Origin of the sequence: Rhodoferax sp., from assembly GCF_011391645.1 — a bacterium.
Taxonomy (GTDB): domain Bacteria; phylum Pseudomonadota; class Gammaproteobacteria; order Burkholderiales; family Burkholderiaceae_C; genus Rhodoferax.
This window is the reverse complement of record NZ_JAABQC010000087.1, coordinates 1-12,579: the sequence shown is the minus strand read 5'-3', so window position 1 is coordinate 12,579 and position 12,579 is coordinate 1. Positions and strand designations below refer to the sequence as shown.

Here is a 12,579-nt window from a genome sequence, read left to right as displayed (position 1 = left end):
GTTCAAGGATTTCCCGACGCTCAAATTTTTGATCCCGCATGGCGGCGGCGCTGTGCCTTACCACTGGGGGCGTTTTCGCGGCTTGGCGCAGGAGCTGAAAAAACCGCTGTTGTCAGAGCATCTGCTTAACAACATCTTCTTTGACACCTGCGTCTACCACCAGCCGGGCATTGACCTGCTCAACACTGTGATTCCTGTCAAGAACGTGCTGTTCGCCAGTGAAATGATCGGTGCCGTGCGCGGTATCGACCCCGAGACCGGTCACTACTATGACGACACCAAGCGCTACATCGAAGCCAGCAAGATACTGAGCGATGCCGACCGTCAGCAGATTTATGAAGGCAACGCCCGGCGCGTGTTCCCGCGCCTAGATGCGCGGCTGAAAGCCCGACAAGTCGCTTAGTCAGGAGTTTTCCCATGTCCAACATCCCCAACGCACCGATCACCAACTTTTCGCATTGCCACGAAGGCATTTTGCGGCACTTGACGGCGATGGAAGATCTGTCGGCGCTGGCCGAGGCCGCCGAGCGGGCCCGTCAGGTGGCCGAGAGCACGCGCAACTTCTTTCGTGACGTCATCTTCAATCACCATGAAGAAGAGGAAAGGGTGTTGTTTGAGGCCGTGCTGGCCAGCGCCGAGCCGGGTGAGGAACTGGCGCAGGTCAAGTCCATCACCGACCGATTGACGCGTGAACACCGGCAAGTGGAGGCGATGTGGGCCAAACTGGAGCCGCAACTTAAAAAAATGGCCAAGGGGCAGCCCGTGGCGATCGATCCCGTTGCCCTCCAGCACTTGGTGGCCCAGTACCAGGCCCACGCGGCTTTTGAAGAATCGCTGTTTCTGCCGCTGTCCGAGGCGATCCTGAGCCGCAACAGCAACCACATGGCAGCGCTCGGTCTGTCGCTGCATGTGCGGCATATCAAGCAGCAGCCATCGCCAACCTGAACCGGAGAACAACATGAACCAACTGGGCATCGTGAAACGCAACATCACCCGAGCCGATCAGGCGGCGGTCGCCAAACTGTCGCAGTTTGGTGTTGCCACCATCCACGAGGCCATGGGCCGTGTCGGGCTCATGAAGCCCACCCTGCGCCCGATCTACAACGGCGCCAAGATTTGCGGTACCGCCGTGACTGTGCTGCTGCAACCCGGTGACAACTGGATGCTGCATGTGGCAGCCGAACAATTGCTGCCCGGTGACGTGGTGGTGGCCGCCTGCACCACCGACAACGCCGACGGTTTTTTTGGTGACCTGCTGGCCACGTCGTTCATGGCCCGAGGTGCCGTCGGCCTGGTCATTGACGGCGGCGTGCGCGATGTGAAAGATCTGACCGAGATGAACTTCCCGGTTTTCAGCAAAGCCATCCATGCCAAAGGCACCATCAAGGCCACGCTGGGCTCGGTCAATGTGCCCGTGGTGTGCGCAGGCGCACTGGTCAACCCCGGCGATGTGGTGATTGCCGACATCGACGGTGTGGTGGTGGTGCCCGCCGCCCTGGCGCTACAGGTGGCGGATGCGGCTGAGGCGCGCGAGGCCAACGAAGGCGCCAAGCGCGCCATCTTTGCCTCGGGGGTGCTCGGGCTGGACTACTACAAGATGCGTGAAGGCCTGGAAAAGGCCGGCCTGAAATACATAGACTGAGACTTTGCGGGACAGACCAAGAGTTACACGGAGTGAACTTTGCTCTGTCCTCAACTGAATAAGAAATATGCAAACAGACCCCAAACAATGGCGCATCGGCCTAGTCGGCTATGGCGAAGTGGGCCGCATCCTGGCGGAAGACCTGCGCGCCCAGGGCATCACCGTCAGCGCCTATGACCTCAAGCTGGACAACGCTGCCACCGCCGCGCCCCTGCAAGACCATGCCGCACAGCATGGCGTGGCTTTGCTTGGCGCCAGTGCGGAACTGGCGGCGGGCGCTGACCTGATCATCAGCGCGGTCACGGCCAGCCAGACCGTGCGGGTGGCCGAGGCCTGCGCCGACTCAGTCCGGCCAGGCAGCTTCTTACTTGACTTCAACTCGGCGTCTCCCGGCGCCAAGCAGCGCGCGGCCGCCTTGATTGACGCAGCCGGTGGCTGTTATGTGGAAGGCGCCGTCATGACCAGCATCCCGCCGTACCGCATCAAGGTGCCGCTGTTGCTCGGAGGCGCGCATGCCGCTGAACTGTCGCCATGGCTCAATGCCCTGGGTTTCGCCAGCAAGGTGGCCAGCGACACACTGGGCGTGGCCAGTGCCACCAAAATGTGCCGCAGCGTCATGATCAAGGGTCTGGAGGCCATGGTCATCGAGAGTTTCACCGTGGCCCGCCACTACGGCGTGGAAGACGCGGTGGTGGCCTCCCTTTACGAGACTTTCCCTGGCATCGACTGGGAAAAACAGGCCGCCTATTTCTTCCAGCGTGTCATCGAGCATGGCCGCCGTCGCAGCGAGGAAGTGCGTGAAGTGGCCGAAACGGTGCGTGATGCCGGCCTGACCCCTTGGTCGGCAAGCGGCACTGCCGAGCGCCAGGCCTGGGTGGCCGATCTCACCGATGGCGCTGTGTTTGGCACCAAAGGCACGCCAGAATTTGCCCGCAGCGCCGACTGGCGCGTGGAGTCCGACCGCATGCTCGCGCATGTCAAACCGAGGATTGAACAATGAACCAGGCCACCACAGGTGACTTCACCAAAACCCCAGGCTGGCTGGACTGGTACGCCGGACCAGCCAGGCCCATTTTCAAACTGCCCGCCGGCGCGGTCGATGCGCATTGCCATGTGTTCGGCCCGGGCGCCGAGTTTCCCTATGCACCCGAGCGCAAGTACACGCCGTGTGATGCCTCCAAGGCGCAGTTGTTTGCGCTGCGTGATCACCTGGGTTTTGATAAAAACGTGATCGTGCAGGCCACATGCCACGGGGCCGACAACCGGGCGCTGGTGGATGCGCTGATGCATTCAAACGGCAGGGCGCGCGGTGTGGCCACGGTCAAGCGTAGCGTAAGCGATGCCGAATTGCAGGCCATGCACGACGCGGGAGTGCGTGGCGTGCGATTCAACTTTGTCAAGCGCCTGGTGGACTTCACGCCCAAGGACGAGCTGATGGAAATTGCCACGCGCATCAAGCACTGGGGCTGGCATGTGGTGATTTATTTTGAAGCGGTGGACCTGCCCGAGCTGTGGGACTTTTTTACCACCTTGCCGACCACCGTGGTGGTCGATCACATGGGCCGGCCCGATGTGTCGCTGCCCGTGGACGGCCCGCAGTTTGCTCTGTTTCAGAAGCTCATGCGCGAGCACGCCAACGTCTGGAGCAAGGTGAGCTGCCCCGAGCGCCTGAGCCTGACCGGGCCGAAAGCCCTTAACGGCGAGCAAAACGCCTACCCCGACGTGGTGCGGTTTGCCAGGGCCATCGTTGAAGAATTTCCGGACCGCGTGCTCTGGGGCACCGACTGGCCACACCCCAATTTAAAAGACCACATGCCCGACGATGGCCTGCTGGTGGACTTTATTCCGCACATTGCCCCCACCGCAGCGTTGCAGCACAAGCTGCTGGTGGACAACCCCAACCGACTTTACTGGAGCTAACGCATGGCACTCGACAAACCCTACAAAGACGTACCCGGCACGCTGATTTTTGATGCCGAACAAAGCCGCAAGGGCTACCACCTGAACCAGTTTTGCGTCTCGCTGATGAAGCCCGAGAACCGAGCGCGTTTCAAGGCCGATCAGCGCGCCTACCTGGACGAATGGCCGATGACCGAAGAGCAGAAACAGGCGGTAATCGACCGCGACCTGAACCGCTGCATGGCGCTGGGTGGCAACATCTACTTTTTGGCGCGCATCGGTGCCACCGATGGCCTGAACTACCAGCAAATGGCGGGCAGCATGACCGGCATGACCGAGGTGGAATACCGCGCCATGATGCTCAGCGGAGGCCGCAGCATTGAAGGCAACCGCTACCTTAGCGAGGAAGGCAACGCCCAGCCACAACATCAACCCCAGGGCTCAGCTGCCCAGAAATCAAAGGCCTGAACATGGCACACATCACCGCATCGGTTTACACCTCTCACGTGCCGGCCATCGGCATTGCGCTGGACCAGGGAAAAACTGCCGAGCCCTATTGGAAAAACGTCTTTGACGGCTACGAATATTCCAAACAGTGGATGAAGGACAACAAGCCCGACGTAATCTTTCTGGTCTACAACGACCACGCCACTGCCTTCAGTCTGGACATGATTCCCACCTTTGCGCTGGGCGTGGCGGCCGAGTTCCCGGTGGCCGATGAAGGCTGGGGCCCGCGTCCGGTGCCCAAGGTTGTCGGTCACCCGGAGCTGGCCGCGCACATTGCACATTCGGTGATTCAGAGCGACTTTGACCTGACAATTTGCAACAAGATGCCGGTAGACCACGGTTTGACCGTGCCGCTAAGTATGATGTGCGGCCCGCTCGACCCGGTCAAGGACGCATGGCCTTGCCCGGTGATTCCGTTCCATGTGAATGTGGTGCAGTACCCGGTGCCGTCGGGTGCACGTTGTTTTGCGCTGGGGCAAGCGATTCGCCGTGCGGTGGAAAGTTTTGACGAAGACCTGAATGTGCACATCTGGGGCACCGGCGGCATGAGCCACCAATTGCAGGGCCCGCGCGCCGGCCTGATCAACCGCGAATGGGACAACACCTGGCTCGATCAAATGATTGCCGACCCGGCCGCTTGTGCCAAGGTGCCGCACATCGACTACGTGCGCGAGGCCGGCAGCGAGGGTATCGAGCTGGTGATGTGGCTCATCGCACGCGGCGCCATGGCCGATGTGGCCGGCGGCAAAGCGCCTGTGGTCAAGCACCGCTTTTACCATGTGCCTGCGTCGAACACGGCGGTGGGGCATTTGATTTTGCAGGAGGCTTGAGGAGGGATGAAGTTGCGTCGCTGGGGAACCGTCTTGCGCTGTCGGCCGCTGGGCGCGCAGGGTATACGGCTGCGCTCATGTCCCCCGGCCTGGACTGGCGCCCGGGCCTCCTCCTTTACTTCGCTTCGCCAGACACCCTGCGCACCCAGCTCCTGTGGCGTCGGAAGCAGAATATGTGAATTGAATCAATGAGGGAAAAGTTATGAAACCTATCAAAGTTGCGCTGGCCGGCGCGGGTGCCTTTGGCATCAAACACCTGGACGGCATCAAGAACATTAAAGGCGTTGAAGTCGTCTCGCTCGTCAGCCGCGAGTTGGACAAGACCCGTGAAGTGGCCGCCAAATACGGCATTGGCCATGTCACCACCGAGCTGGTTGACAGCCTGGCGCTTAAAGAGGTGGACGCCGTCATCTTGTGCACGCCGACCCAGATTCACGCCTCGCAAACGCTGGCCTGCCTGCGCGCGGGCAAACATGTGCAGGTGGAGATTCCGTTGTGCGACGTGCTCAGGGATGGCGAAGAAGTGGCGCAGGTGGCTGAAAAGAGCGGTTTGTTCGCCATGTGCGGCCACACCCGCCGCTTCAACCCCAGCCACCAGTATGTGCACCAGCAAATTACGGCTGGCAAGTTCAACATCCAGCAGATGGATGTGCAGACCTACTTTTTCCGCCGCTCCAACATGAACGCGCTGGGCCAGCCGCGCAGCTGGACCGATCATTTGTTATGGCACCACGCCGCCCACACGGTGGACCTGTTTGCTTACCAGTGCGGCAGCCCCATCGTCAAGGCGAACGCCATCCAGGGGCCGATTCACCCCACGTTGGGCATTGCCATGGACATGAGCATCCAGCTCAAGGCCGCCAATGGTGCGATCTGCACGCTGAGCCTGAGCTTCAACAACGACGGACCGCTGGGCACCTTTTTCCGCTACATCGGCGACACCGCCACCTACATTGCCCGCTACGACGACCTGTTCAGCGGCAAGGAAGAAAAGATCGATGTGTCCGCCGTGGCCGTCAGCATGAACGGCATCGAACTGCAGGACCGCGAATTTTTTGCCGCCATCCGTGAGGGCCGCCAGCCCAACGGTGGCGTGGCCGACGTGTTGCCGTGTTACCGCGTGCTGCATGATCTGGAGCAGCAGTTGGGCGATTAAAGCAAACCATGCCTGCGATGGGCGTCATGAATAGACCTGTGCCAGATAGTCGCGCAGCATTCTGGTCGCCGAGAAGCGGGGGCCATGGGTCTGCAGGCTGCGGCGCATCATTTCTACCCAGCGTTGTGGCACGCCACTGGCATCACGCTCGTGAAACATCGGCACGATCTCTTGCTCGAGCAGGTCAAACATGGCGTGCGCGTGCCGCTGGTCTTGCGCCTGGGTGTCGCCATCAATTTCGCCACTGATCGCCCAGCCATTGGTGCCGTCCCAGGCCTCGGCCCACCAGCCGTCCAGCACTGACAGTTGCAGGCCGCCCCCCAGGCAGGACTTCATGCCGCTGGTGCCGCTGGCCTCGTTGGGCGGCCGGGGCACGTTGACCCACACGTCGCAACCGGCCACCAGTTGGCTCGCAAGGGTCAGGTCATAGTCCTCAAGAAACGCGGCGCGTCCTGCCACACCGGCTGCCATCTTCAGCCTGAACACCTCGCGCACGACTTCTTTCGCCGCCACGTCGTCGGGATGGGCCTTGCCCGCAAACACGAATTGCACCGGGTGGCTCCCCCCGATCAGGGCAATCGCCCGCTCTGGCAAGTGGGCCACAAGATGCAGGCGTTTGTAGGTGGCCAGACGGCGCGCAAAGCCGATCGTGAGCCGGTCCGGGTCGAAGCCGCTGCTGACCGCCTCCACATAGTCGAGCGGTTCGCCGCGACGCAGCCGGTCGCTGGTGCCGCGGCGGGCAATCATGTCAGTCAATTGTTTGCGTGCGGCGCAGCGCGCCGCCCACAGTTCGCCCGCCGGAATGTCTTGCACAGGAAGCCAGGTTTCAGGCTGGTCGGCGCGGCTGAGCCAACCGGGGCCCAGATAACGATCCAGCAATTCACGCATGGGGCCCCGCAGCCAAGTGGCAACATGCACGCCGTTGGTGACATGGGAAATAGGCACCTCATCGACTGAGCGCCCAGGATATAGCGTTTGCCACATGGCGCGCGCCACCTGACCATGGCGCTGGCTGACAGCGTTGACATGGCGGCTGGAGCGCATGGCCAGCACGGTCATGCTGGATGCCTCATTGGCATCTTGCGGGTTCACCCGCCCCATGGACAGAAGGCGCTCGCGGTGTCCGACCATGTCGGCAATCGCCCCAAGCATGGTCAGCACTTCGCCGCGCTGGTAGGTTTCATTGCCGGCCGGCACCGGTGTGTGGGTTGTGAACACGATCTTTTCACGCACCTGCTGCCAGGCTTGGTCGATGTCCTTGCCTGTTTCGGCCTGCACCTGGGCCAGCATCTCAAAAATGCCAAGCGCCGGGTGCCCCTCGTTGAGGTGATAGAGCGCCGGCTCGATGCCAAGCGCGCGCAACACCCTGACGCCACCCACGCCGAGCACCGCGTACTGGGCCAGGCGAATCAGGCGGCTGCCTTCATACAGCCGGGAGGTGATCCAGCGCCCAACCTGGCTGTTCACCGGCAAATCGGTATCGAGCAGGTAGAGCGGCACGCGCCCCACGTCCACCCGCCAGACCTGCACCGTCACATGCTCGCCATGAATCGGGACGCTCACCGTCACCGGACGCCCGTCAATACCCGTCACCTTCACGCAGGGCAGCCGATCCGGGTCGGTGTCGATCCAGTACTCATGCTGGAGTCCGGTCACGTCGATCTTTTGGTGGAAATACCCGGTGCGGTACAGCAGGCCAACGCCCACCATCGGCAGGGCAAGGTCGGACGCCTCCTTCAGGATGTCGCCCGCCAGCACGCCAAGCCCCCCTGAATAAATCGGCAACGAGTCATGGACACCGAACTCGGAACAACAGAACGCAATCGGATGCGCGGGACTGGCCACGCCCGGGAGCCACGGGCGGGCGCGATCGGCTTCCAGTTCGGAGCGCATGCGCTCGACCCGGTCAACAAAGTCAGTATCGGCAGCGGCCCGCTCCAGCAGGGCGCGCTGGGTCTCGGTAAGCAGGCGCCTGGGGTTTTGACCGGTGCGCGCCCAGCGTTCAGGATCAATCGCCTCAAAGAGCGCGGCACCGCCAACCGCCCATGACCATCGGTAGTCAAAGGCTATGCGCGCCAGCGGGCGCAGTGGTTCAGGAAGAGACTTCGCCAGTTCAGCAATCGCTGCGGTCATGTCTAAATCACCTGCAAACATGTTGACTCCTCAATCCAGATGCATTGGACTCACTGAACGGTTGCCGACATCAGATTCGAATCTGGTTGAACTGGCACCGCAACCGGATGACTTTTGGGCAGTATTGTTGGTCAGAGGCTGTGGCAAATTGATAGAAATCATGGATGCGCGATTTCGTGCCAAGTGTCTCAATTGATAAAGCAGAGTTTGGAGGGTGCTAAAGTGTGAACCACACTTAGGGCCTTAAATATTTATTCGTTGGAAGAATCAACGTGGACCCCCACATTCCCCACTGGCACTCCCTGAAGACCAGGCTGACCCTGTTCATGCTGGCGGTTTTTGTGCTCAGCATTTGGGCCCTCTCGCTGTTTACCAGTCGCCTGTTGCAAGAAGACATGGAGCGTCTGCTGGGCGAGCAACAGTTCTCCACCGTCTCCTTTGTCGCGGCACAAGTCGGCGAGGAGCTGGTCGAGAGGTTTGACGCCCTTGACCAGATTGCCAAACAAGCCGGCGCGGACTTGACGCGCAGTGCGCCGGCGATGCAGACGCTATTGGAGCAGCGTCCAATGCTTCAAAACCTTTTTAATGCCGGCACCCTCATTGTTGGGCCTGATGGCAACACGATTGCCTCTGTGCCGGTGGCATCAGGTCGGGTTGGGGTCAATTATCTGGACAGAGATCACATCGCCGAAGCACTCAAGGAGGGGAAGCGCGCCATTGGCAAGCCGGTCATTGGCAAGCAACTGCAAGCGCCGGTTTTCGGCATGGCCGTGCCGATCCGAAATGCCCAGGGTCAGGTGATTGGTGCCATGTCGGGCGTGATTGACCTCAGCAAGCCCAATTTTCTGGACAAGATTACCAGGTCCAACTTCGGCAGGACCGGTGGTTTTCTGATCATCGACCCCAGGTACCGGCTGATTGTCACGGCCACTGACAAGAAACGCATCATGGAAGTGCTGCCTGCTCCCGGTGTGAACCGCTTCGTTGACCGAAATATTGCGGGCTACGAGGGCTCCTCGGTCCTGATCAATGCGCTGGGCGAGCAACAGTTTGCCTCGGTGAAGCAGATCACCGAGGCGGGGTGGTATGCCTTGCTCGGGACACCAACGCCAGAGGCCTTCGCACCCATCCACAACATGCAGCAGCGGCTGCTTCTGGCGACGCTTTTGCTGACCCTGTTGGCCGGTGGACTGACCTGGTGGCTGTTGCGGCGCGAGCTTTCACCATTGATGGCAACAGTGGCTGCCATGGCCACACTGGCCAAGGCCAGGCGGATCCCGACACCATTGCCCGTTACCACGCGCAATGAGATCGGTCAATTGACGGGCAGTTTCAATCGCCTGATCGAGACTTGGACGCAGCGCGAAGATGCCCTTGTGAAAAGCGAGCAAAACCTCGCCATCACCTTGAACTCGATTGGCGACGCGGTCATGGCCATCGACCAGGCCGGGCGTGTCAGCAGCATGAATCCGGCGGCCGAGCGTTTGACCGGCTGGAGCCTGGCTGAGGCGATGCGTCGCCCGCTTGCCGAGGTTTTCCACATTGTCCAGGCCGACACGCGCGAGGCCTTGCCCGATCCGGTGCAATGGGTGATGACGCGCGACGAGGAACTTGCACTCGCCGACCACACACTGTTATTGGCCAAGGATGCCCAAGAGTACCGGATTGCCGGCAGCGCGGCGCCCATGCGCAATGCGGCCGGTGACGGCGTCGGCGTGGTGCTGGTGTTCAGCGACATCACCGAGCGCCACCTGGCGCAGGTGGCGCTGAAGGCCAGCGAGCAAAGGTACCGGGCGCTGCTGGACAACCTTTGCTCCGGCGTGGTGGTGCATCGCCCCGACACTTCGATCGAGCTCTTTAACCCGGTGGCGGCTGCGCTCCTCGGGCTGAGCCATGACCAGCTCATGGGCAGGACGGCACTGAGCCCTGACTGGTGCTTTCTTCAGGACAATGGAACACTCATGCCGTTGGAGGACTATCCCGTGAATCGGGTGGTCGCGTCCGGTGAGCCGCTCAGGAACCAAGTGGTCGGCGTGCGCCACACCAACTTCAATGATCCCACCTGGGTGCTGTGCAATGCCTATCCGATGCGTGATGAAGGCGGAGAACTGTGCCATGTGGTCGTTACCTTCCTCGACATCACCGAGCGCAGGAGGTACGAACATCAGTTGCTGCAAATCGCCCACTTTGACGCGCTGACCCATCTGCCCAACCGCGTGCTGCTGGCTGACCGAATGCAGCAGGCGATGGTGCAGGCGCTGCGCCGCAAACAGCAACTGGCGGTGGTTTACCTTGACCTGGATGGCTTCAAGGCCATCAATGACCGGCACACGCATGCAACCGGTGACCGGGTTCTCGTCATTCTGGCCCAGCGCATGAGCCAGTGCCTGCGCGAGGGCGACAGCCTGGCGCGCCTCGGCGGCGACGAGTTCGTGGCGGTGCTGATTGATCTGGAAGACCCGCTGGCCATCCAGCCGATGCTCAGCAGGCTGCTGCTGGCCTGCGCAACGCCCATTCAGGTCGGCGACCTCCACCTTCAGGTGTCAGCCAGTCTGGGGGTCACCTTTTATCCCCAATCGCAGGAGATCGATGCCGATCAATTGCTGCGCCAGGCTGACCAGGCCATGTACTTGGCGAAGCTGGCCGGCAAGAACCAGTACCAGTTCTTCGACGCCGAGCAGGACAGCAGTATCCGCGGTCATCATGAAAACGCCGAGCGTATCCGACTGGCGCTGGCGCAGCGCGAATTTGTGCTGCATTACCAGCCCAAGGTCAACATGCGAACTGGCCAGGTCATTGGCACCGAGGCCCTGATCCGCTGGCAGCACCTGGACAAAGGGCTGCTGGCGCCGGCCATGTTTTTGCCGGTGATTGAGGAGCATCCTCTGGCCGTGTCCGTTGGCGATTGGGTGATCGACACTGCGCTGACTCAAATAGAGCGGTGGCAGCGGGCCGGCCTTGACATGGCGGTCAGTGTCAACGTCAGTGCCTACCAGTTGCAGCAAGCCGATTTTGTCGAGCGGCTGCAATCCATTCTGGCGGCGCACCCCCGGGTGAAACCGAGCTCCCTCGAACTCGAGGTGCTGGAGACCACCGCGCTCAATGACATTGCCCAGGTGTCCCGGGTGATTGAAGACTGCGCCCGCTTTGGCGTGATGTTTGCGCTGGACGACTTTGGCACTGGCTACTCGTCACTGACCTACCTCAAGCGCCTGCGCATCGAAACGCTCAAGATCGACCAGAGCTTTGTGCGTGACATGCTCGAAGACCCGGATGATCTGGCCATTCTGGAAGGCATCATCAGCCTGGCTGCCGCTTTCAGGTGCAATGTGATTGCCGAAGGGGTGGAGACGATCGAACATGGCACCCTGCTGCTGCAACTGGGCTGCGAACTGGCGCAGGGTTACGGCATTGCGCGGCCCATGCCTGCCGAACTGATGCCTGGCTGGGCTGCGGCCTGGCAGCCAGACGCGGCTTGGTCCGAGCAAGCTCGGCGCGACGAGCTGTAGCAGGGCGCCCCGTGGCGCCTCAGCAAAGCACCCGCCTTCCGGGCGACTAAAATCTTTGGGTCAACGCGCTACCGGTATGTTCCGGGGACTCACTCCCCAGTTTGCCGAACTGATGGACTGGAGTCTCTACATGCTCAATGGCTTCGGCGCGCTACCAAAGCTGGTGGTGAGAATCTTCTTGTCAACCATTGCCATAGTGGCGGGTGCGGCAAACCCCGGCCCGCGACGCCTGGTTGATTTTTACCAAGCCCATCTTTTTTGATCCCAATGTCATCATCACCCGCGAGGAGCACGGCTTCATTGCCGACCTCAAGGGGCTTGAGGGTAAGAGCTTGGCCTTGCCGCGCGGCATCATGGTCGAAGAGCGCGTGCGTCGCGACTTCCCCAATTTAAGGGTCATCCTGACCACCAGCGAGCCTGCGGCGATGGCGTTGGTGTCTGAGCGCAAAGCCGACCTGACCATTCGCTCGCTGATCGTGGCCGCCAATGCCATAAAGAAAGAAGGGCTCTTCAATCTGAAGATCTCGGGCCAGATACCCGAGTACACCAATCAGCTTCGCATTGGCGTTCTCAAGGACGAAAGCCTGCTCCGGTCCATTCTGGCCAAGGGTGTGCAGACCATCACGGCCCAGGAGCGCCACATGCCTCTGCACCAACCGGCGAGCCGTGTTGGAAATAACCGACACCATGCTCCCCCGGGCGGTGCTACCTTCAGGTTTTTATGAAACCATGCAAGGAAACACCATGCCCAAAACCCTGATCGAGCCGTTTCGCATCAAAAGCATTGAACCGATTCGCATGACCACCCGTGCCGAGCGGGTTGGGTTGCTGGAAGCGGCCAAACTCAACGTATTCAAGCTGCGCGCCGAAGACGTGTTGATTGACTGGCTCACCGACTCCGGC

General features: G+C 61.1%; 11 protein-coding genes. 10 read left to right on the top strand and 1 reads right to left on the bottom strand.

Going from position 1 to position 12,579, the window contains the following annotated elements; genetic code table 11:
• The 8 genes from GPS82_RS10930 to GPS82_RS10895 all read left to right on the top strand — a co-directional run.
• Positions 1 to 403 (top strand): amidohydrolase family protein (locus GPS82_RS10930; RefSeq protein ID WP_296494508.1); only part of this gene is annotated, 403 nt, incomplete at its 5' end.
• Between the two features lie 14 nt (positions 404 to 417).
• The gene (locus GPS82_RS10925) at positions 418 to 945 is read left to right on the top strand and encodes a hemerythrin domain-containing protein (protein ID WP_296494505.1); all 528 of its coding nucleotides are present in this window, start codon (positions 418 to 420) and stop codon (positions 943 to 945) included.
• Between the two features lie 13 nt (positions 946 to 958).
• Entirely contained in the window at positions 959 to 1,642 is a 684-nt protein-coding gene (ligK, locus tag GPS82_RS10920; protein WP_296494502.1) for a 4-carboxy-4-hydroxy-2-oxoadipate aldolase/oxaloacetate decarboxylase, read from the top strand.
• Positions 1,643 to 1,709: 67 nt separating this feature from the next.
• The gene (locus GPS82_RS10915) at positions 1,710 to 2,642 is read left to right on the top strand and encodes an NAD(P)-dependent oxidoreductase (protein WP_296494500.1); all 933 of its coding nucleotides are present in this window, start codon (positions 1,710 to 1,712) and stop codon (positions 2,640 to 2,642) included.
• Positions 2,639 to 3,562, top strand: a complete 924-nt coding sequence (locus GPS82_RS10910) for an amidohydrolase family protein (protein WP_296494497.1) — start codon at positions 2,639 to 2,641, stop codon at positions 3,560 to 3,562. The genes GPS82_RS10915 and GPS82_RS10910 overlap by 4 nt, the downstream gene beginning before the upstream one ends.
• A gap of 3 nt (positions 3,563 to 3,565) precedes the next feature.
• Positions 3,566 to 4,009 (top strand): protocatechuate 4,5-dioxygenase subunit alpha, encoded by a 444-nt coding sequence (gene ligA, locus GPS82_RS10905; RefSeq protein ID WP_296494495.1) that lies wholly within the window; start codon positions 3,566 to 3,568, stop codon positions 4,007 to 4,009.
• 2 nt (positions 4,010 to 4,011) lie between these two features.
• Entirely contained in the window at positions 4,012 to 4,878 is an 867-nt protein-coding gene (locus GPS82_RS10900) for a class III extradiol dioxygenase subunit beta (protein ID WP_296494493.1), read from the top strand.
• A 202-nt stretch (positions 4,879 to 5,080) separates the two neighbouring features.
• On the top strand, positions 5,081 to 6,034 hold the full coding sequence (locus GPS82_RS10895; protein WP_296494491.1) for a Gfo/Idh/MocA family oxidoreductase: 954 nt from the start codon (positions 5,081 to 5,083) through the stop codon (positions 6,032 to 6,034).
• A 24-nt stretch (positions 6,035 to 6,058) separates the two neighbouring features.
• Here GPS82_RS10895 and glgP read toward each other — a convergent pair whose 3' ends face one another.
• On the bottom strand, positions 6,059 to 8,167 hold the full coding sequence (gene glgP / locus GPS82_RS10890; RefSeq protein ID WP_296494489.1) for an alpha-glucan family phosphorylase: 2,109 nt from the start codon (positions 8,165 to 8,167) through the stop codon (positions 6,059 to 6,061).
• 272 nt (positions 8,168 to 8,439) lie between these two features.
• Between glgP and GPS82_RS10885 the strand changes: the two genes are divergently transcribed.
• Both GPS82_RS10885 and GPS82_RS10880 read left to right on the top strand, forming a co-directional pair.
• Positions 8,440 to 11,676 (top strand): EAL domain-containing protein, encoded by a 3,237-nt coding sequence (locus GPS82_RS10885; RefSeq protein WP_296494487.1) that lies wholly within the window; start codon positions 8,440 to 8,442, stop codon positions 11,674 to 11,676.
• A 203-nt stretch (positions 11,677 to 11,879) separates the two neighbouring features.
• Positions 11,880 to 12,401 carry a transporter substrate-binding domain-containing protein gene (locus tag GPS82_RS10880; RefSeq protein ID WP_296494485.1) on the top strand — a complete coding sequence of 174 codons (522 nt, stop codon included), beginning with the start codon at positions 11,880 to 11,882 and terminating at the stop codon, positions 12,399 to 12,401.
• Positions 12,402 to 12,579 lie beyond the last annotated feature (178 nt).